The organism is Pseudomonas sp. XP1 (assembly GCF_053557675.1).
This window is the reverse complement of record NZ_JBNRIJ010000005.1, coordinates 128,830-148,201: the sequence shown is the minus strand read 5'-3', so window position 1 is coordinate 148,201 and position 19,372 is coordinate 128,830. Positions and strand designations below refer to the sequence as shown.

Below are 19,372 nucleotides of genomic sequence, written 5' to 3'. Positions count from 1 at the left end.
GACGCGTGCTCCTCCTCTGTTTGGAATGCCAAATGACCCAGCTCAAGCTCCCCGACATTGCCGCACAAACCCAGGAATACGCCTTGCCTTTGAACTGGGTGGGCATGTGCGGGATCGCCCAACCTGTGCAATTCGAAGGGCGCACAGCAGCTGCTACTGTCGACGCAGGCGTTAGCCTGGTAGACGGAAGCTCACGCGGTATCCATATGTCACGGCTTTATCTCGCCCTGGAGTCTTTGGAGCACCAACCCCTGTCGCCGCTCACAATACGCAAACTGCTGGCTGACTTCCTGAGCAGCCACGAAGGCCTTTCTTCCGCAGCTTATTTGCGTCTGCGCTTCGAGCATCTGCTGAAAAGACCTGCTTTGATCAGCCCATTGGAAGGTTGGAAAAGCTATGCCGTCGCAGTCGACGCAAAAATCGAAAATGAAATGTTCCACGTGGAACTATCCGTTTCCATCCCTTACTCCTCGACCTGCCCGTGCTCGGCCGCACTTGCACGTCAGCTGATTCAGCAGCAGTTCCAAGCGCATTTCAGCGCCGAGCTGGTCGATAAATCAGCGGTACTACAATGGCTTGGCAGCGCCGAAGGCATCGTAGCGACGCCCCATAGCCAACGTAGTTACGCGCAAATTCAGGTAAGGTTGCGCAGCAATCAGCAGGTTCTGCCAATCACCGAGCTGATCGACCGCATAGAAGCAAGCCTTGGGACAGCGGTGCAGACCGCAGTCAAGCGCGCAGACGAACAAGCCTTTGCCTTAGCCAACGGCCAGAACCTGATGTTCTGCGAAGACGCCGCGCGTCGCCTGTACAAGGCGCTACGGCAAATAGAATGGAGCACGGCTTTCAAGCTGCGCGTGGAACATGCAGAAAGCCTGCATGCCCACGACGCTGTCGCGGCCAGCCAGTGGCAATGGGACGTCAGCTGCGCGGCTTGACCGAGCCGCAGTCATTGCCCAACCACACGGCACGGGTGTTCATGCTGCCTTGCTGCTGTACACCCGACGCGTTGAACGTACCGTTGACCTGGGTAGTGAATTCCCGGTCACTGAGGAAAGTCGCCTGACCGCTGCCCTGCGCTTTGGGGCAGCTGAATTGAAACTTCCACACATTGCCGGTGCGATCGGTGATCTTCTGGGTACAGCCTGACTTCGGATCCTGCAGCGGGATATCGTTGGTTGCCACCTGTTCTGGCGTGAGGCACGAGCGCACCCCCTTACCCCCTACAGTCACCCCCTGTTTGGCCAGCACCCCTTCCATCATCGCGCGCTGCTCCGGCGGCAGGTTCTTCAACTGGCCGAGCATGAACTCCATGTCAGGTAACGGCTTGCCATCGACCTGCATGTTGCTGGTGGTCAGCTCCCACAAGCCAGGCTGCAACATCTGAGCATGCACCAGCGGGCTGCTCACACCTAGGGCCAACGCCAACAGTGGCAGACGAATCTTCATGGACGAACGCTCCTGAAAAAAAGCCGGCCAAGCGGGCCGGACTGAGCCTTAGACGCCAAATCAACCTGCAGGTTGCAAGGCGGACCGGGAACGTGTTCTGTTACTCAAGTGTACTCGGCAAGCAGGATGCATATGGACTACCACAGCCCCTACTTCTTCGGTTATCTACTCGGCCTGGTTCACCTGCTGGGTATTGTCGCCGCACTGCACGCATTGTTCACCGTGCGCACAGCCCAAGGCGCCATCGCCTGGGCAATGCCGTTGTTTTTCATCCCCTACCTAACCCTGATCCCTTACCTGATCTTCGGTGCGCGCTCGTTCTATGCCTACATCAAGGCCCGGCGCCAAGCTAACCAGGAAATGCATGTGGCCATGGCCAACCTCAACTGGCGGCCTTGGGTAGAAGAAGCACTTACCGCCCGTGAGTCGGAGAGCTATGCGGCGTTGCGTGCCATGCCCAAGCTCGGGCGCATGCCCTGTCTTGCCAATAACGAGGTGAAACTGCTGATCGATGGCAGGGCCACATTCGACGCAATATTCGCAGCCATCGAAAAAGCCCGCGAAGTGGTGCTGGTACAGTTCTTCATCATCCATGACGACTGCGTTGGCAAAGCGCTGCAACAACTGCTGCTGCGCAAGGCCGCCGAGGGGGTGCAGGTGTTCGTGCTGTATGATCGCGTCGGCAGCCATGCCTTGCCGGCAAGCTACAGCCAACTGCTGCGCGACGGCGGTGTACAGATTCATGCCTTCGCAACCCGTCGTGGTTGGTTCAACCGCTTCCAGGTGAACTTCCGAAACCACCGCAAGATCGTGGTGGTGGATGGCCTGCTCGGTTTCATCGGCGGGCACAACGTGGGCGATGAGTACCTCGGTGGCCACCCGCAGCTCTCACCCTGGCGCGACACCCATGTGCAGATCAGCGGGCCGGTGCTGGCCTGCCTGCAGGAGTCGTTTGCCGAGGACTGGTACTGGGCCACACGCCAGCTACCGCCCCTGATTCTGCCGGACGCCTACCCGGACAACGGCGTGCTGTGCCAAGCCTTGGCCAGCGGCCCGGCCGACCCACAGGAAACCTGCTCACTGTTCTTCCTTGAAGCGATCCATTCAGCCACACGACGCGTGTGGATCACCAGTCCGTACTTTATCCCCGACGAGGCGGTGTTTGCCGCGTTGCGTCTGGCAGTGCTGCGTGGGGTCGATGTGCGCGTGCTGATCCCCTCACGCCCGGATCATCGGATCGTCTATGCCGCCTCCAGCCTGTTCGCCTTCGAAGCGGTTCGTGCGGGTGTGCGCATGTTCCGCTACCAACCGGGCTTCCTGCATCAGAAGGTGGTGCTGGTGGATGACGATGTCAGCGCGATCGGCAGTGCCAACCTGGACAACCGCTCGTTCCGCCTGAACTTCGAGATCACCCTGCTCACGATCGACCGCAGCTTCGCCGATCAGGTCGAGCGCATGCTGATCAATGACTTTGAACAGGCTCGGGAAATTACTGCGGAGGACAGCCGCGATACTCATCGGCTGCAGCAACTGGGGATGCGGATTGCGCGGCTGATTTCGCCGATTCTCTGACGTGTCGCGTACATTGTGGGAGCGGGTTTACCCGCGAAGACGTCAGCGGCTGTACCGACGCATTCGCGGGTCAACCCGCTCCCACAGGGTTCGGTGTCGCGCTTGCGTGCTTTGTCGCAATTCAGCGATACAGATCCTCGCGCGTCCAGGGTAAGTCATGATGCCCATCCGCGTAAGGCTTCACGGCCAGAATCTGATGCAGGTTGATCCAGCCCTTCTGGAAGGCATAGGCACACCCGGCCAGATACAAGCGCCAGATGCGCAAGGTCTTCTCGGGCACCAGCGCCGCCGCCTTGTGCAACTGGTTCTCCAGGTTCTCGCTCCAGTGGTGCAAGGTCTTGGCGTAGTGCAAACGCAGGCTTTCCACGTCTACCACCTCCAGCCCCGCCTCACAGATGCTGGCACTGATCATCGACAGGTGCGGCAGCTCGCCATGGGGGAACACGTAGCGATCAATGAACTCACCAGCGCCACGCCCGACCGGGCGGCCATCGACGTGCTTGGCGGTGATACCGTGATTCATCACCAGGCCGCCTTCCCTCACGGCACCGAACAGCTTCTGGCTATACAGCGCCAGGTTGGCATGCCCGACATGCTCGAACATGCCGACGCTGACAACCTTGTCGAAGCGGCCATCCTGAGGCAGGTCGCGGTAGTCGAGAATCTGCAGGTCGACCTTCTCAGCCAGCCCCTCGGCCTTAACCCGCTCACGGCCGAGCTTGAGCTGCTCCTTGCTCAAGGTGATACCAAACACCTTGGCGCCATACTCACGAGCAGCGAAACGCGCCAGCCCGCCCCAGCCGCAGCCTACGTCGAGCAGGTATTCACCCGCTTCCAGGCGCAGCTTGCGACACAAATGATCGAATTTGTCCTGCTGTGCCTGATCCAGCGTGTTGTCTGGCTCGCGGAAGTAGGCGCAAGAGTAGGCCATGTCCTGATCCAGCCATAGCTGGTAGAACGCATTGGAAACATCGTAATGGTAGGAAATGGCTTCGGCGTCGGTGCTCTTGTCATGGGCCAGGCGCTGCGGTGGGGTTTCGTCCTCATCGGTCAGCAGCGCTTCGCTAAGCTCATCGCATACGCGGATGGCTTCACCAATATCGCCCTCCAGCTCCAGCTTGCCCTCGACGAATGCCGTGCCCAGCTGGTCCATGCTCGGGTGGCTCAACTGGCTGATCAGCTGTGGCTCCTTGACCAGGATAGTGACCTGCGGGCTAGGCCCCAGATCGAACTGGTTACCGTCCCACAGTTTCAGCCGCAGCGGCAGATGCAGGCTCTGCAGTGCCGGTGGAAGTTGCGCAAGCATGAACGACCCTCCTGTCCGTATTTGGCCACGACGCCTCATATTTCGAACGTCGCCGGATCAGAGTAGTTCATTCGTGGGATGTTTCCTCTAAACGAGACCATGGTCTAGAGCCAACTGATCTTACCCCCACATCAGATTGTATACAATTTTTGCATCTCAGCTTAACCTTGTGCCCCCTCTTGTGCTTCTTCATCCTGGAGTTGAACCCATGAAATCCTATGACGTGGTGATCATCGGCGGTGGCCCTGGCGGTTATAACGCAGCCATCCGTGCCGGCCAACTGGGCCTGAGCGTAGCCTGCGTGGAGGGCCGCTCCACCTTGGGCGGCACCTGCCTTAACGTGGGTTGTATGCCCTCCAAGGCGTTGTTGCATGCTTCCGAGCTGTACGAAGCCGCCATTGGTGACGAGTTCGCCCACCTCGGTATCGAAGTCAAACCTACCCTCAACCTCGCCCAGATGATGAAACAGAAGGACGAGAGCGTGAGCGGCCTGACCAAGGGCATCGAATACCTGTTCCGCAAGAACAAGGTCGACTGGGTCAAGGGCTGGGGTCGCCTGGACGGCGTCGGCAAGGTGGTGGTGAAGGCTGAGGACGGTAGCGAAACCACACTACAAGCCAAGGATGTGGTCATTGCCACCGGCTCCGAACCTACGCCCCTGCCGGGCGTGATCATCGACAACCAGCGCATCATCGACTCGACTGGCGCGTTATCGTTGCCACAGGTGCCCAAGCATCTGGTCGTCATCGGCGCCGGCGTGATCGGCCTCGAGCTGGGTTCGGTATGGCGCCGCCTGGGCAGCCAGGTCACGGTCATCGAATACCTCGACCGCATCTGCCCGGGCACTGACGAAGAAACCGCCAAGACCCTGCAGAAGGCCTTGGCCAAGCAAGGCATGGTGTTCAAGCTGGGCAGCAAGGTGACACAGGCCAGCGCCGGCGCCGATGGCGTCAGCCTGACCCTGGAGCCGGCCGCCGGCGGCACCGCAGAAACGCTGCAGGCTGACTATGTACTGGTCGCCATCGGCCGCCGCCCCTATACCAAAGGGCTGAACCTGGAAAGCGTGGGCCTGGAGACCGACAAGCGCGGCATGCTCGGCAACAATCACCACCGCACTTCCGTGCCGGGTATCTGGGTGATTGGCGACGTCACCTCCGGCCCGATGCTGGCGCACAAAGCCGAAGACGAAGCGGTTGCCTGCATCGAACGCATCGCCGGCAAGCCTCACGAGGTCAACTACAACCTTATCCCTGGTGTGATCTACACCCGCCCGGAGCTGGCTACCGTGGGCAAGACCGAAGAGCAGCTCAAGGCCGAAGGGCGTGCCTATAAAGTCGGCAAGTTCCCGTTCACGGCCAACAGCCGCGCCAAGATAAACCATGAGACCGAAGGCTTCGCCAAGGTCATCGCCGATGCCGAGACCGATGAAGTGCTGGGTGTGCACCTGGTAGGCCCAAGTGTCAGCGAGATGATCGGCGAGTTCTGCGTAGCCATGGAGTTCTCGGCCTCGGCGGAAGACATCGCCCTTACTTGCCACCCCCACCCGACCCGCTCCGAGGCCTTGCGCCAGGCAGCGATGAATGTGGACGGGATGGCGATGCAGATCTGATGCGAGATAGCCGGGGGCTTCCTTACTGCCCATCGCGACAAGGCCGCTACAGGAAAACGAGATTCCGTAGCGGCCTTTCGCGATGGGGCGCGGAAAGCGCCCCTGGCTTCTGGCTTACTCGACCGTAACCGACTTGGCCAGGTTACGCGGCTGGTCCACGTCGGTGCCCTTGAGCACCGCCACGTAGTAAGACAGCAACTGCAGCGGGATGGTGTACAGGATCGGCGCCAGGGCGTCGGCGATGTGCGGCACCTTGATCACGTGGGTACCTTCGCCATTGGTCATGCCGGCCTGCTCATCGGCAAACACTACCAGCTCGCCACCACGGGCGCGTACTTCCTGCAGGTTGGATTTCAGCTTCTCCAACAGTTCGTTGTTCGGCGCAACGGTTACCACTGGCATGTCGCTATCCACCAGCGCCAGCGGGCCGTGCTTCAGCTCGCCTGCCGGATAGGCTTCGGCGTGGATGTAGGAGATTTCCTTGAGCTTGAGTGCACCTTCCATCGCCACCGGGTACTGCGCACCACGGCCGAGGAACAGGGTGTGGTGCTTGTCGGCGAACAGTTCGGCGATCTTTTCGACGGTGGCGTCCATGGCCAGGGCTTCGCCCAGGCGGGCCGGCAGACGGCGCAGTTCTTCGACCAGTTCGGCCTCTACACCGGCTTCCAGGGTACCGCGCACTTGGCCCAGAGCCAGGGTCAGCAGCATCAGCGAAACCAGCTGGGTGGTGAAAGCCTTGGTCGAGGCCACGCCGATTTCCGGGCCGGCCAGGGTCAGCAGGGTCAGGTCCGACTCACGCACCAGCGAGCTGATACCGACGTTGCAGATCGCCAGGCTGCCGAGGAAGCCCAGCTCCTTGGCGTTGCGCAGCGCGGCCAGGGTGTCGGCGGTTTCGCCAGACTGCGAGATGGAGACGAACAGGGTGTCCGGCTGCACTACCACCTTGCGGTAACGGAACTCGCTGGCCACCTCGACCTGGCACGGGATGCCAGCCAGGCTTTCCAGCCAGTAACGGGCGACCATGCCGGCGTGGTAGCTGGTACCGCAGGCAACGATCTGCACGTTGCGCACCTTTGCGAACAGTTCGGCAGCCTGCGGGCCGAAGGCCTGGACCATCACGTTGTCCTTGCCCAGGCGGCCTTCCAGGGTGCGCTGCACCACGCTTGGCTGCTCGTGGATTTCCTTGAGCATGAAGTGGCGGTAGGCACCCTTGTCGGCAGCTTCGGCACCTTCGTGGTACTGCACGGTTTCGCGCTGGACCTTATGGCCATCCTGGTCCCAGATGGAGACCTGGTCACGGCGAATTTCAGCGATGTCGCCTTCTTCCAGGTACATGAAGCGGTCAGTGACCTGGCGCAGGGCCAGTTGGTCGGACGCCAGGAAGTTCTCGCCCAGGCCCAGGCCGATGACCAGCGGGCTACCACTGCGTGCGGCTACCAGGCGGTCAGGCTGCTTGGCACTGATCAGAGCCAGGCCGTAAGCACCATGCAGGCGCTTTACCGCGGCCTTCAGGGCATCAGTCAAGTCCGGAATGCTTTTCAGGGTGTGGTGGATCAGGTGGACGATGACTTCGGTATCGGTCTGTGAAGTGAAGACATAGCCAAGGCCCTTCAGCTCTTCGCGCAGTTCTTCGTGGTTCTCGATGATGCCATTGTGCACCACGGCCACTTCATTGCCCGAAAAGTGCGGGTGGGCGTTGCCCTCGGTCGGCGCACCGTGGGTGGCCCAGCGGGTGTGGGCAATGCCCAGCTGGCCGGCCAGTGGCTCGGCGGCAACAGCGGCCTCCAGTTCACTGACCTTGCCGATACGACGACGGCGCTGCAGTTCACCGTTCTGGGTGAGGACAGCCAGGCCGGCGCTGTCGTAGCCGCGGTACTCAAGGCGCTTGAGACCTTCGATCAGGATGGCTGTGATGTTGCGCTCGGCGACGGCACCAACGATTCCACACATGGTTTATTGCTCCTGGCTGATCGCGGCGCAGATCAGGTTGATGCCGCGGGCTTGAATTTGTTCGCGTGCCGCTGCGGGCAGGCGTTCGTCAGTAATGAGAGTGTGTACGCTGCCCCAGGGCAGCTCGAGGTTGGGGATTTTGCGCCCTACCTTGTCCGATTCGACCATCACGATCACTTCACGAGCGACTTCGGCCATGACCCGGCTCAACCCAAGGAGTTCGTTGAAGGTGGTGGTACCGCGGCCGAGGTCGATTCCGTCGGCACCGATGAACAGTTGGTCGAAATCGTAGGAGCGCAACACCTGCTCGGCCACCTGGCCCTGGAACGACTCGGAATGCGGGTCCCAGGTGCCACCGGTCATCAGCAGCACCGGCTCGTGTTCGAGGTCGCAGATGGCGCGGGCCACGTTCATCGAATTGGTCATCACCACCAGACCAGGGTGGCGCCCCAGTTCGGGGATCATGGCTGCCGTGGTGCTGCCACTGTCGATGATGATGCGCGCATGTTCGCGGATACGTGCCACCGCAGCGCGGGCGATAGCCTTTTTATAGGAAGACACCGGTTGGGCAGGTTCACCGAGCAGCTCTTGTGGCACCGGGACCGCGCCACCGTAGCGCCGTAGCAACAGGCCGTTTGTTTCGAGGGCAGCAAGGTCCTTGCGGATGGTGACTTCCGAGGTAGCGAAACGCTTGGCCAACGCGTCCACACTGACCTCGCCCTGCTCGCTGAGCAAAGCCAGGATGTTGTGCCGCCGCTGTGGGGTGTTTCGTTTCGACATGAGCGCTTAAGTTTCGATTCGAAAGATAATGATGGCAATCAAAACCTAAGATGAGCGATTCGTCAAGTTGTGGATAAACCCCAACGGAAAATGGGCACCCTGTGGGAGCGGGTTCACCCGCGAAGAAACCAACGCAATGATATGACACCGGCTTCGCCGGTGTTCGCGGCTGAAGCCGCTCCCACAGAGATCGTGCCAGCCCTTAGAGACGATTCGCCAAAAAAAAGCCGACTTATTCACATAAGTCGGCTTTCGATCGAAACAGCTGTGTATAACTCAGCTCTTCTTTATCTTTTCCGGCCGCTTCCAGCCCGAGATGTTGCGCTGGCGCGCACGAGCCACCGCGAGGTCGCTTGCTTCCACGGTCTGGGTAATGGTCGAACCGGCAGCAGTGGTAGCACCAGCCTTGATTTCCACAGGCGCTACCAATGAGTTGTTCGAGCCGATGAAGACGTCCTCGCCCATCACTGTCTTGAACTTGTTGGCGCCATCGTAGTTGCAGGTAATGGTGCCGGCGCCGATGTTGGTCCGTGCACCGATTTCGGCATCGCCCAGGTAGGTCAGGTGACCGGCCTTGGCGCCTTCCCCGAGGTGGGCGTTTTTCAGTTCGACGAAATTACCCACATGGGCCTTGGCGTCCAGCACACTGCCCGGGCGCAGGCGGGCGAACGGGCCGGCATCGCTGCCCTCGCCCATCACGGCGCCTTCGAGGTGGCTGTTGGCCTTGACCACTGCGCCTTTGCGCAGGGTGGTGTTCTTGATCACGCAGTTAGGGCCGATCTGCACATCGTCCTCGATGACCACCTTGCCTTCGAGAATCACGTTGATGTCGATCAGCACGTCGCGGCCAACGGTCACTTCACCGCGGACATCGAAGCGCGCCGGGTCGCGCAGGGTCACACCCAGGGCCATCAGGCGACGGCTTTCGCGCATCTGGTAGTGGCGCTCCAGTTCGGACAGCTGGCGACGGTCGTTGGCGCCTTGCACTTCCATCGGGTCGTGCGGCTGTTCGGTAGCCACCACCAGGCCATCGGCCACAGCCATGGCGATGACGTCGGTCAGGTAATACTCGCCCTGGGCGTTGTTGTTCGACAGGCGGCCCATCCAGTCGGCCAGGCGCGCGGCTGGCAGTGCCAGGATACCGGTGTTGCCTTCCTTGATCGCTCTCTGCGCATCGTCGGCGTCCTTGTGCTCAACGATGGCCGTCACCTTGCCCTGCTCGTCACGCACGATGCGGCCATAGCCGGTCGGGTCGTCGAGGGTCACCGTGAGCAGGCCCAGCTGCTGCTCGTTGGCCTTGGCCAGCAGACGCTGCAGGGTTTCCACTTCGATCAACGGAACATCACCGTACAGCACCAGTACGGTTTCGGCGGTCAAGGCCGGTAGTGCCTGGGCAACAGCATGGCCGGTACCCAGCTGCTTGTCCTGCATGACAAAGTTCAGGTCGTCGGCGGCCAGGCGCTCGCGAACCAGCTCGGCACCATGGCCAATGACCACATGAATACCATGCGGCTGCAGCTGGCGCGCGCTGTGGATAACATGGCCGAGCATGGAGTTGCCGGCCACCGGGTGCAGCACCTTGGGCAGCGCTGAGCGCATTCGGGTGCCTTGGCCGGCGGCGAGAATAACGATATCGAGTGACATTACTGGCTACCAATCCTGGGTGGTCAGTGAAATGACCGGGAGGGAGAAATCAGAAAAAGAAAAAGGGTAGCCGAGGCTACCCTTTTACTCAATCGCAACAGAAGTTATCAGCCGAGGGCCGATTACTTGCCTCTGCGCATTTGCTGGACGGTACGCAGCTGAGCTGCGGCTTCGGCCAGACGTGCGGCGGCGGCGCCGTAGTCGAAGTCCGCGCCTTTCAGATTCAGGGCGTTCTCGGCAGCCTTGAGGGCTTCCTGAGCCTGAGCTTCATCCAGGTCTGCAGCACGTTGCACGGTATCGGCAAGCACCTTGACCATGTTCGGCTGAACCTCGAGGAAACCACCAGAGATGTAGAACACCTCTTGGGCGCCACCCTGCTTGGTCAGCGTGATCGGACCAGGCTTGAGATTGGTGATCAGCGGCGCGTGGCCCGGAGCGATACCAAGATCACCCAGGTTACCGTGCGCAACTACCATCTCTACCAGGCCGGAGAAGATCTCTCCTTCCGCGCTGACGATATCGCAATGGACTGTCATAGCCATCTGCTTGCCTCAACCTGATAGCGCCCCTCGCGGGGCGCAGGAATTACAGTTTCTTGGCTTTCTCGATCGCTTCGTCGATGCTGCCGACCATGTAGAACGCTTGTTCTGGCAGGTGGTCGTAGTCACCTTTGAGGATGCCGCTGAAGCCAGCGATGGTGTCTTTCAGGGAAACGTACTTGCCTGGCGAACCGGTGAAGACTTCGGCCACGAAGAACGGCTGCGACAGGAAGCGCTGGATCTTACGAGCACGGGCTACCAGTTGCTTGTCGGCTTCGGACAGTTCGTCCATACCCAGGATCGCGATGATGTCCTTCAGCTCTTTGTAGCGCTGCAGAACATACTGAACCTGACGGGCAGTTTCGTAGTGTTCGTTGCCGATCACGTTCGGGTCCAGCTGGCGCGAAGTCGAGTCCAGTGGATCGACCGCTGGGTAGATACCCAGGGAGGCGATGTCACGGGACAGAACGACGGTGGCGTCCAAGTGGGCGAAGGTAGTGGCTGGCGACGGGTCGGTCAGGTCGTCCGCAGGTACGTATACGGCCTGGATCGAGGTGATCGAACCTTCTTTGGTCGAAGTAATACGCTCTTGCAGAACGCCCATCTCTTCGGCCAGGGTTGGCTGGTAGCCTACTGCGGAAGGCATACGGCCCAGCAGTGCGGATACTTCGGTACCGGCCAGGGTGTAACGATAGATGTTGTCGACGAACAGCAGAACGTCGTTACCTTCGTCACGGAACTTCTCAGCCATGGTCAGGCCGGTCAGCGCTACGCGCAGACGGTTTCCTGGTGGCTCGTTCATCTGACCGTAGACCAGCGCTACCTTGTCGAGAACGTTGGAGTCCTTCATCTCGTGGTAGAAGTCGTTACCCTCACGAGTACGCTCACCCACACCGGCGAACACGGAGTAACCGCTGTGCTCGATGGCGATGTTACGGATCAGTTCCATCATGTTAACGGTCTTGCCGACGCCGGCACCACCGAACAGACCAACCTTACCACCCTTGGCGAACGGGCAAACCAGGTCGATAACCTTGATGCCGGTTTCCAGCAGGTCGTTGCCGCCTGCCTGGTCAGCGAAGGAAGGAGCCTTCTGGTGGATACCACGACGCTCTTCTTCACCGATCGGGCCAGCTTCGTCGATCGGGTTGCCCAGAACGTCCATGATACGGCCCAGAGTGGCCTTACCAACAGGAACGGAAATGGCAGCGCCGGTGTCGACGACATCCAGACCGCGCTTCAGGCCTTCGGTAGAGCCCATCGCAATGGTACGAACCACGCCGTCGCCCAGCTGCTGCTGAACTTCCAGGGTGGTTTCCGCGCCTTGTACTTTCAGCGCGTTGTAAACACTCGGCACGACGTCGCGTGGGAATTCCACGTCGATGACGGCGCCGATGATTTGAACGATACGTCCGCTACTCATAGCTGGATCCTCTGAATTTTTGAACCGTTAAACCGCGGCAGCGCCGCCGACGATTTCCGAGATCTCCTGGGTGATCGCAGCCTGACGCGCCTTGTTGTAGATCAGCTGGAGTTCGCTGATCAAATCACCGGCGTTGTCTGTGGCGTTCTTCATGGCGATCATCCGGGCCGCTTGTTCAGCAGCGTTGTTCTCGACCACCGCCTGGTACACCTGCGACTCCACGTAACGCACCATCAAGCCGTCCAGCAGCTCTTTTGCGTCGGGTTCGTACAGGTAGTCCCAGTGATGCTTGAGATCCTGATCCGGGGTTGCCACCAACGGTACCAATTGCTCGACCGTCGGTTTTTGGGTCATGGTGTTGATGAACTTGTTCGAAACCACCGAGAGGCGATCGATGCGGCCGTCCAGGTAGGCGTCCAGCATCACTTTGACGGAGCCGATCAGATCGTTGATCGATGGCTCTTCGCCCAGGTGGCTGATCGCGGCTACGACGTTGCCGCCAAAGATGCGGAAGAAAGTCGCACCCTTGCTGCCGATCACGCACAGGTCGATTTCCACGCCCTGTTCGCGGTTTTCGTTCATGTCCTTGACCAGGGCCTTGAACAGGTTGGTGTTCAAGCCACCGCACAGACCACGGTCACTGCTCACCACGATATAACCGGCGCGCTTTACAGGGCGCTCGATCATGAACGGGTGGCGGTATTCCGGGTTGGCGTTGGCCAGATGACCGATCACCTGGCGGATACGCTCCGCGTAAGGGCGGCTAGCAGCCATGCGCAGTTGTGCCTTGCGCATCTTGCTGACCGCCACTTTCTCCATGGCGCTGGTAATTTTTTGCGTGCTTTTGATGCTCGCAATCTTACTGCGAATCTCTTTTGCGCCTGCCATGTATCACCTATCAGGTTAGCAAGCGGGGGCCGCAGCCCCCGCTGCGGCTTACCAGGTCTGGGTGGCCTTGAACTTCTCGATACCGGCTTTCATGCCAGCGTCGATTTCGTCGTTGAAGTCACCCTTCACGTTGATCTTCGCCATCAGTTCGGCGTGATCACGGTTGAAGTAGGCGATCAGAGCTTGCTCGAAGCTACCGACCTTGTTGACTTCTACGTCGGTCAGGAAACCACGCTCAGCGGCGTACAGCGACAGAGCCATGTCCGCGATGGACATTGGCGCGTACTGCTTCTGCTTCATCAGCTCGGTAACGCGCTGACCATGCTCCAACTGCTTGCGGGTCGCTTCGTCCAGATCGGAAGCGAACTGGGCGAATGCAGCCAGTTCACGGTACTGAGCCAGAGCGGTACGGATACCACCGGACAGCTTCTTGATGATCTTGGTCTGAGCGGCACCACCTACGCGGGATACCGAAACACCGGCGTTCACTGCAGGGCGGATGCCCGAGTTGAACATGGCCGATTCCAGGAAGATCTGACCGTCGGTGATGGAAATCACGTTGGTCGGAACGAACGCGGAAACGTCGCCAGCCTGGGTTTCGATGATCGGCAGGGCGGTCAGGGAACCGGTCTTGCCAGTGACTGCGCCGTTGGTGAACTTCTCGACGTACTCTTCCGAAACGCGCGATGCACGCTCCAGCAGACGGGAGTGGAGATAGAACACGTCACCTGGGTACGCTTCGCGTCCTGGTGGACGACGCAGCAGCAGGGAGATCTGACGGTAGGCAACGGCCTGCTTGGACAGGTCATCGTAAACGATCAGGGCGTCTTCGCCGCGGTCACGGAAGTACTCGCCCATGGTGCAGCCGGCATAAGGAGCCAGGAACTGCAGCGCGGCCGATTCCGAGGCGCTGGCAGCAACAACGATGGTGTTGGCCAGGGCGCCGGCTTCTTCCAGCTTGCGCACAACGTTGGCGATGGTCGACTGCTTCTGGCCTACGGCCACGTATACGCAGAAGATACCGCTGTTTTTCTGGTTGATGATCGCGTCGACCGCCATGGCGGTCTTACCGATCTGACGGTCACCGATGATCAGCTCGCGCTGGCCACGGCCAACCGGGATCATGGCGTCAACCGACTTGTAGCCAGTCTGTACAGGCTGGTCTACCGATTTACGCCAGATAACACCCGGAGCGACCTTTTCGACCGCGTCGGTTTCGGTGGTGGCCAGAGGACCTTTGCCATCGATCGGGTTACCCAGAGCGTCGACGACGCGGCCCAGCAGGCCTTTGCCGACCGGAACTTCCAGGATGCGACCGGTGCACTTGGCGCTCATGCCCTCGGCGAGGGAGGTGTACGCACCCAGTACCACCGCACCTACGGAGTCTTGCTCCAGGTTCAGTGCCATACCGTATACGCCGCCCGGGAACTCGATCATTTCGCCGTACATAGCGTCGGCCAGACCGTGGATCCGTACGATACCGTCGGAAACGCTTACGACGGTACCTTCGTTACGGGCTTGGGAGCCGACATCGAGCTTCTCGATGCGACCCTTGATGATTTCACTAATTTCGGAAGGATTGAGTTGCTGCATTGCTCTGCTGCCCCTTCAAACTCAAGATTTCAATGCTTCGGCCAGTTTCGCGATCTTGCCGCGAACCGAGCCATCGATTACCAGGTCGCCGGCGCGGATGACGACGCCGCCGATCAGGCTGGCATCCTCCGACGCGTGCAGGCGCACTTCCCGGCTGAGCCGTGCACTGAGAACCTTGGCGAGTTTGTCTTGCTGTTCTTGGTTCAACGCAAAAGCACTGGTGACTTCCACGTCCACGGATTTCTCTTGCTCGGCCTTGTACAGGTCGAACAGGGCGGCAATCTCCGGCAGAAGCAGGAGACGGTCGTTTTCCGCGGCAACATGAATGAAATTCTGTGCCTGTGCATCGAACTTGTCACCGCACACTTCAATGAATGCGGCGGCCTTTTCTGCGCTTGTCAGTCGCGGGGCCTTGAGCAGGCGCTGCATGGTGTCGTCTTCCGACACCGCAGCAGCCAGGCCGAGCATGGCTGACCAATTGGCCAGTTGCTGATGGGCCTGGGCATGCTCAAAGGCAGCCTTAGCGTAAGGTCGGGCCAACGTGGTCAGTTCTGCCATGATCGCCCTCGCTTAAATTTCAGCGGCCAGTTTGTTAACCAGCTCCGCATGCGCGTTTTGATCGATTGTGGCGCCAAGGATCTTTTCAGCACCGCCAACAGCCAGGGCACCCACTTGGGCACGCAGGGCGTCTTTGACGCTGTTCAGTTCCTGTTCGATCTCGGCTTGAGCCTGAGCCTTCACACGGTCAGCTTCGACGCGAGCCTGTTCACGGGCTTCCTCGACAAGCTGAGCAGCGCGTTTCTTGCTTTGCTCAATGATTTCGGCTGCCTGTGCCTTCGCTTCACGCAGTTGCTGACCCGCTTTCTCTTGGGCCAGCTCCAGGTCGCGAGCTGCGCGGTTGGCAGCGTCCAAGCCGTCGGCAATCTTCTTTTGGCGCTCTTGCAGGGCAGTGATGACCGGAGGCCATACATACTTCATGCAGAAGAGTACAAAAATCAGAAAAGCAACGGATTGGCCAATCAGGGTTGCATTAATGTTCACGCCAACACCTCGCTCGGTCTTTGTCCATCACACCAATCAACTCGTAGAAACGAGTGATTAGCCGGCGATCTGACCAACGAAGGGGTTCGCGAAGGTGAAGAACAGAGCGATACCAACACCGATCATGGTTACGGCGTCGAGCAGACCGGCAACGATGAACATTTTGACCTGCAGCATCGGAACCATCTCAGGCTGACGAGCAGCGCCTTCCAGGAACTTGCCGCCCAGCAGGCCGAAACCAATGGCGGTACCCAGAGCACCCAGGCCGATCAGCAGAGCAACAGCGATAGCGGTCAGACCAACTACAGTTTCCATCTTTCCTCCCGACTTTTACGTCGTATTGGTTAGGTTTTTAGTTTGAAGCGGTAAAACAAATCGTTTGGTACAGCATGCCCTTGCGGACTTTTTAAGCCCTCCCCCCAAACGAGCGGGGAAGGCTATCAGACACGCCAGGCGGTCTTAATGGTTATCTTCGTGAGCCATCGACAGGTAGACGATGGTAAGCATCATGAAGATGAAGGCTTGCAGGGTGATGATCAGGATGTGGAACACAGCCCACGCCCACTGCAGCACCACACCCAGGCCGCTGAGCCAGAGGATACCGGCGCCGAACATCACGGCGATCAGGATGAACACCAGCTCGCCGGCGTACATGTTGCCGAACAGACGCAGTGCCAGCGAGATCGGCTTGGCGATCAGGGTGACGAATTCCAGCAGGAAGTTGACCGGGATCAGCAGGATCTGAACGAAGATGTTCTTGCTGCCGAACGGGTGCAGGGTCAGCTCGCCGATGAAGCCGCCCAGGCCCTTGACCTTGATGCTGTAGAAGATGATCAGCGCGAACACACAGAAGGCCATGGCCAGGGTCGCGTTCGGGTCGGTGGTAGACACCGCGCGGAACGGAATGTGCGGATCACCGGAGATCAGGATGGCCAGCTGAGGAATCCAGTCGACCGGTACCAGGTCGATGGCGTTCATCAGGAACACCCAGACGAAAATGGTCAGCGCCAGCGGAGCGATTACCGGGCTACGGCCGTGGAAGGAGTCCTTCACGCTGCCGTTGACGAAGTCTACCAGCACTTCAACGAAGTTCTGCAGGCCGCCAGGTTGGCCCGAAGTCGCCTTCTTGGCCGCCATGCGGAAGATGAACAGGAAGATCAGACCCAGCGCGACGGACCAACCCAGGGTGTCCAGGTGGAACGCCCAGAAGCCCATTGCCTTGGCTTCTGCAGCCGAATGGGCGAAGCCCCAGCTGCCGTCTGGTAGTTGACCGTAGGTCAGGTTCTGCAAGTGGTGCTGGATATAGCCCGAAGCGGTTTCTGCTGCCATGGTTGCCTCAAACGCCCTAAGGTCTCGAAAGTCTTTTATTCATCAGCAGGGGCGCGAACCAGCTGACCAAAAGGGTCAACACGAAGACGCCGAATACTGCTAACGGCGCCAGTGGCTTCACTCCTGCGAAGGTCAGTGCAAAAAGCACTGCCGTCAAAATCATCTTGCCTGCCTCGCCAGCGTAGAACGACTTGACGATGGCTTGTGCCGCCCGGGCCCCGCTGAAGCGAAAAGCCTTCCAAGCGAAATACACATTGGGTAGCCAGGCAATCAAACCTCCGCAAAGGCCTGAATATCCACTGACCGCCCCTTTCCACTGCCACAACACCAACGTTGCCAGCAGCAGTACGACGAATTGAGCCAGCAGTACCGGGAAAACCGCCCAGCGATGGAAAGGCAGGCGGTTTGGCGTGCGGATTTCCATCACAACTGCTCCTCGGAAGTCGACCAGCAAGTCAGTTATGACTTGGCATAATTTGTGCCGACAAAATGCGCGCAGAGTATAGGGGTGGATTAACCCCTATTCAACTATTCGGTAGTGATTTCCGACTGCGCGCTACAACGGGAATTGTTTCAGCGGATGTGAGCAAGCACGCCTTGCAACTCGTCAAGCGAGTTGTAGCGAATAACCAATTGGCCTTTGCCCTTGTTGCCATGGCGGATCTGCACGGCCGAGCCCAGGCGCTCTGCGAGCCGCTGTTCAAGGCGTGCGATATCCGGATCAGGTTTGCTCGGTTCGACCGGATCAGGTTTGTCGCTGAGCCATTGACGAACCAGTGCCTCGGTTTGGCGCACGGTGAGGCCACGTGCGACAACATGACGCGCCCCCTCTTCCTGACGGTGTTCTTCCAGCCCGAGCAGTGCACGGGCATGGCCCATCTCCAGGTCACCATGGGCGAGCATGGTCTTGATCGCATCGGGCAGGGTGATCAGGCGCAGCAGGTTCGCCACGGTCACCCGCGACTTGCCGACGGCATCGGCCACCTGTTGCTGGGTGAGCTCGAACTCTTGCTGCAGGCGCTGCAAGGCCAGCGCCTCTTCCAGCGGGTTGAGGTCTTCGCGCTGGATGTTCTCGATCAGCGCCATGGCTATGGCGGCTTCGTCGGGCACTTCGCGGACCATCGCCGGGATCTTGTCCAGGCCAGCCTGCTGGGTGGCGCGCCAGCGGCGCTCACCGGCGATGATCTCGTAGCGGTTGCCGTCGATCGGGCGCACCACGATCGGTTGCATCACGCCATGGTTGCGAATCGAGTGCGCGAGCTCTTCCAGCGCCTCCGGGTCCATGTCCCGGCGCGGCTGGTACTTGCCACGCTGGATCACATCGACCGGCAGGTGTTGCAGTTCTTTCTGGTCGATCTTCACAGCCTGCTCTTCGAGCGCGCTGACGGAAGGACCACTGAGCAGTGCATCCAACCCACGTCCGAGACCCCGTTTCTTGACGGCCATACGGATTCCTTAAGTTGTTTGTGCAGTGCGGGATTGACGGCGTTGACGGCGTACCAGTTCCCCGGCCAGGGCCAGATAAGCCAGCGCGCCTCGCGATTGCTTGTCGTAGGCCAGGGCCGGCATGCCGAAGCTCGGGGCCTCGGCCAGGCGAATGTTGCGCGGAATGACCGTGTCGTACAGCTGCGGACCAAAGTGCTCCTTCAACTGCGCCGATACGTCGTTGTTCAGGCTCAGGCGCGGATCGTACATGGTCCGCAGCAGGCCCTCGATCTTCAGCTCCGGGTTAAGCCGGGCGGCGATGCGTTTGATGTTATCCACAAGGTCGCTGAGACCTTCTAGTGCGTAGTACTCACACTGCATCGGGATGATCACCCCATCGGAGGCGACCAGGGCATTGAGCGTGAGCATCGACAAAGACGGAGGGCAGTCGATGAGGATGTAGTCGTAGTTCTCGCGGATCGGCGCCAGGGCGTTGCGCAGGCGGCTCTCCTTGACCTGCATTTCCAGCAGCACCACTTCGGCGGCGGTCAGGTCACGGTTGGCTGGCAGCAACTGGAAACCCCCGTGCTCGGAGTAATGCATGGCCTGAGCCAGGTCGCATTCCCCGATCAACAGGTCGTAGACCGAGTGCTCGAGCTCGTGCTTGTCCACACCGCTGCCCATGGTGGCGTTGCCCTGCGGATCGAGGTCGATCAGCAGCACACGACGCTTGGTCGCGGCCAGCGAAGCAGCGAGATTGATACAGGTGGTTGTCTTGCCCACACCACCTTTCTGGTTCGCGATTGCGAATACCTTAGCCATTG

The 19,372-nt window shown here is 59.9% G+C and carries 19 protein-coding genes; 3 read left to right on the top strand and 16 right to left on the bottom strand.

Going from position 1 to position 19,372, the window contains the following annotated elements; translation table 11 throughout:
• The first annotated feature begins 32 nt into the window (after positions 1-32).
• Positions 33-938: a GTP cyclohydrolase FolE2 gene (gene folE2 / locus ACK1U9_RS06980; protein WP_135001763.1), complete on the top strand. Its 906-nt coding sequence runs from the start codon at positions 33-35 to the stop codon at positions 936-938.
• Here folE2 and ACK1U9_RS06975 read toward each other — a convergent pair.
• Positions 922-1,449, bottom strand: coding sequence for a DUF3617 domain-containing protein (locus tag ACK1U9_RS06975; protein ID WP_015272374.1), 528 nt, complete (start codon positions 1,447-1,449; stop codon positions 922-924). The two genes, folE2 and ACK1U9_RS06975, sit on opposite strands and share 17 nt — an antisense overlap.
• A gap of 132 nt (positions 1,450-1,581) precedes the next feature.
• Here ACK1U9_RS06975 and cls point away from each other — a divergent pair, with 132 nt between their 5' ends.
• A complete protein-coding gene (gene cls / locus ACK1U9_RS06970; RefSeq protein WP_449109784.1) occupies positions 1,582-3,021 on the top strand; it encodes a cardiolipin synthase in 1,440 nt (479 codons plus the stop codon).
• 121 nt (positions 3,022-3,142) lie between these two features.
• Here cls and cfaB read toward each other — a convergent pair whose 3' ends face one another.
• Entirely contained in the window at positions 3,143-4,327 is a 1,185-nt protein-coding gene (gene cfaB / locus ACK1U9_RS06965) for a C17 cyclopropane fatty acid synthase CfaB (protein WP_085601071.1), read from the bottom strand.
• Positions 4,328-4,535: 208 nt separating this feature from the next.
• Here cfaB and lpdA point away from each other — a divergent pair, with 208 nt between their 5' ends.
• Complete coding sequence (gene lpdA / locus ACK1U9_RS06960) at positions 4,536-5,936, top strand: dihydrolipoyl dehydrogenase (RefSeq protein WP_449109783.1); 1,401 nt, start codon at positions 4,536-4,538, stop codon at positions 5,934-5,936.
• A gap of 114 nt (positions 5,937-6,050) precedes the next feature.
• Here the strand turns inward: lpdA and glmS are convergent, their stop codons facing one another.
• From glmS to ACK1U9_RS06890, 14 genes are all read right to left on the bottom strand, one after another.
• On the bottom strand, positions 6,051-7,886 hold the full coding sequence (gene glmS, locus ACK1U9_RS06955) for a glutamine--fructose-6-phosphate transaminase (isomerizing) (RefSeq protein ID WP_196183005.1): 1,836 nt from the start codon (positions 7,884-7,886) through the stop codon (positions 6,051-6,053).
• A gap of 3 nt (positions 7,887-7,889) precedes the next feature.
• Positions 7,890-8,666: a DeoR/GlpR family DNA-binding transcription regulator gene (locus tag ACK1U9_RS06950; RefSeq protein WP_015268400.1), complete on the bottom strand. Its 777-nt coding sequence runs from the start codon at positions 8,664-8,666 to the stop codon at positions 7,890-7,892.
• Positions 8,667-8,942: 276 nt separating this feature from the next.
• Positions 8,943-10,310: a bifunctional UDP-N-acetylglucosamine diphosphorylase/glucosamine-1-phosphate N-acetyltransferase GlmU gene (glmU, locus tag ACK1U9_RS06945; RefSeq protein ID WP_449109782.1), complete on the bottom strand. Its 1,368-nt coding sequence runs from the start codon at positions 10,308-10,310 to the stop codon at positions 8,943-8,945.
• 122 nt (positions 10,311-10,432) lie between these two features.
• Positions 10,433-10,852, bottom strand: coding sequence for a F0F1 ATP synthase subunit epsilon (locus tag ACK1U9_RS06940; protein WP_003260039.1), 420 nt, complete (start codon positions 10,850-10,852; stop codon positions 10,433-10,435).
• A gap of 43 nt (positions 10,853-10,895) precedes the next feature.
• Entirely contained in the window at positions 10,896-12,272 is a 1,377-nt protein-coding gene (atpD, locus tag ACK1U9_RS06935; RefSeq protein WP_023383132.1) for a F0F1 ATP synthase subunit beta, read from the bottom strand.
• A 27-nt stretch (positions 12,273-12,299) separates the two neighbouring features.
• Positions 12,300-13,160 carry a F0F1 ATP synthase subunit gamma gene (atpG, locus tag ACK1U9_RS06930; RefSeq protein WP_023383133.1) on the bottom strand — a complete coding sequence of 287 codons (861 nt, stop codon included), beginning with the start codon at positions 13,158-13,160 and terminating at the stop codon, positions 12,300-12,302.
• 48 nt (positions 13,161-13,208) lie between these two features.
• Positions 13,209-14,753, bottom strand: a complete 1,545-nt coding sequence (atpA, locus tag ACK1U9_RS06925) for a F0F1 ATP synthase subunit alpha (RefSeq protein WP_046615332.1) — start codon at positions 14,751-14,753, stop codon at positions 13,209-13,211.
• 21 nt (positions 14,754-14,774) lie between these two features.
• On the bottom strand, positions 14,775-15,311 hold the full coding sequence (locus ACK1U9_RS06920; RefSeq protein WP_043214190.1) for a F0F1 ATP synthase subunit delta: 537 nt from the start codon (positions 15,309-15,311) through the stop codon (positions 14,775-14,777).
• A gap of 12 nt (positions 15,312-15,323) precedes the next feature.
• Positions 15,324-15,794 carry a F0F1 ATP synthase subunit B gene (locus tag ACK1U9_RS06915; RefSeq protein WP_023383136.1) on the bottom strand — a complete coding sequence of 157 codons (471 nt, stop codon included), beginning with the start codon at positions 15,792-15,794 and terminating at the stop codon, positions 15,324-15,326.
• 57 nt (positions 15,795-15,851) lie between these two features.
• Positions 15,852-16,109, bottom strand: coding sequence for a F0F1 ATP synthase subunit C (gene atpE, locus ACK1U9_RS06910; RefSeq protein ID WP_003097235.1), 258 nt, complete (start codon positions 16,107-16,109; stop codon positions 15,852-15,854).
• A gap of 144 nt (positions 16,110-16,253) precedes the next feature.
• Positions 16,254-17,123, bottom strand: coding sequence for a F0F1 ATP synthase subunit A (atpB, locus tag ACK1U9_RS06905; RefSeq protein ID WP_023383137.1), 870 nt, complete (start codon positions 17,121-17,123; stop codon positions 16,254-16,256).
• 16 nt (positions 17,124-17,139) lie between these two features.
• Positions 17,140-17,547 carry a F0F1 ATP synthase subunit I gene (locus ACK1U9_RS06900; RefSeq protein ID WP_008092225.1) on the bottom strand — a complete coding sequence of 136 codons (408 nt, stop codon included), beginning with the start codon at positions 17,545-17,547 and terminating at the stop codon, positions 17,140-17,142.
• 149 nt (positions 17,548-17,696) lie between these two features.
• Positions 17,697-18,569, bottom strand: a complete 873-nt coding sequence (locus ACK1U9_RS06895) for a ParB/RepB/Spo0J family partition protein (protein ID WP_085601067.1) — start codon at positions 18,567-18,569, stop codon at positions 17,697-17,699.
• Between the two features lie 9 nt (positions 18,570-18,578).
• Positions 18,579-19,370, bottom strand: coding sequence for a ParA family protein (locus ACK1U9_RS06890; RefSeq protein ID WP_012274913.1), 792 nt, complete (start codon positions 19,368-19,370; stop codon positions 18,579-18,581).
• Positions 19,371-19,372 lie beyond the last annotated feature (2 nt).

Excerpts from the sequence above, each read along its gene's own strand:
- folE2 (WP_135001763.1), top strand. The coding sequence starts at position 33 with ATGACCCAGCTCAAGCTCCCCGACATTGCCGCACAAACCCAGGAATAC.
- ACK1U9_RS06975 (WP_015272374.1), bottom strand. The coding sequence starts at position 1,449 with ATGAAGATTCGTCTGCCACTGTTGGCGTTGGCCCTAGGTGTGAGCAGC.
- cls (WP_449109784.1), top strand. The coding sequence starts at position 1,582 with ATGGACTACCACAGCCCCTACTTCTTCGGTTATCTACTCGGCCTGGTT.
- cfaB (WP_085601071.1), bottom strand. The coding sequence starts at position 4,327 with ATGCTTGCGCAACTTCCACCGGCACTGCAGAGCCTGCATCTGCCGCTG.
- lpdA (WP_449109783.1), top strand. The coding sequence starts at position 4,536 with ATGAAATCCTATGACGTGGTGATCATCGGCGGTGGCCCTGGCGGTTAT.
- glmS (WP_196183005.1), bottom strand. The coding sequence starts at position 7,886 with ATGTGTGGAATCGTTGGTGCCGTCGCCGAGCGCAACATCACAGCCATC.
- ACK1U9_RS06950 (WP_015268400.1), bottom strand. The coding sequence starts at position 8,666 with ATGTCGAAACGAAACACCCCACAGCGGCGGCACAACATCCTGGCTTTG.
- glmU (WP_449109782.1), bottom strand. The coding sequence starts at position 10,310 with ATGTCACTCGATATCGTTATTCTCGCCGCCGGCCAAGGCACCCGAATG.
- ACK1U9_RS06940 (WP_003260039.1), bottom strand. The coding sequence starts at position 10,852 with ATGGCTATGACAGTCCATTGCGATATCGTCAGCGCGGAAGGAGAGATC.
- atpD (WP_023383132.1), bottom strand. The coding sequence starts at position 12,272 with ATGAGTAGCGGACGTATCGTTCAAATCATCGGCGCCGTCATCGACGTG.
- atpG (WP_023383133.1), bottom strand. The coding sequence starts at position 13,160 with ATGGCAGGCGCAAAAGAGATTCGCAGTAAGATTGCGAGCATCAAAAGC.
- atpA (WP_046615332.1), bottom strand. The coding sequence starts at position 14,753 with ATGCAGCAACTCAATCCTTCCGAAATTAGTGAAATCATCAAGGGTCGC.
- ACK1U9_RS06920 (WP_043214190.1), bottom strand. The coding sequence starts at position 15,311 with ATGGCAGAACTGACCACGTTGGCCCGACCTTACGCTAAGGCTGCCTTT.
- atpE (WP_003097235.1), bottom strand. The coding sequence starts at position 16,109 with ATGGAAACTGTAGTTGGTCTGACCGCTATCGCTGTTGCTCTGCTGATC.
- atpB (WP_023383137.1), bottom strand. The coding sequence starts at position 17,123 with ATGGCAGCAGAAACCGCTTCGGGCTATATCCAGCACCACTTGCAGAAC.
- ACK1U9_RS06900 (WP_008092225.1), bottom strand. The coding sequence starts at position 17,547 with ATGGAAATCCGCACGCCAAACCGCCTGCCTTTCCATCGCTGGGCGGTT.
- ACK1U9_RS06895 (WP_085601067.1), bottom strand. The coding sequence starts at position 18,569 with ATGGCCGTCAAGAAACGGGGTCTCGGACGTGGGTTGGATGCACTGCTC.
- ACK1U9_RS06890 (WP_012274913.1), bottom strand. The coding sequence starts at position 19,370 with ATGGCTAAGGTATTCGCAATCGCGAACCAGAAAGGTGGTGTGGGCAAG.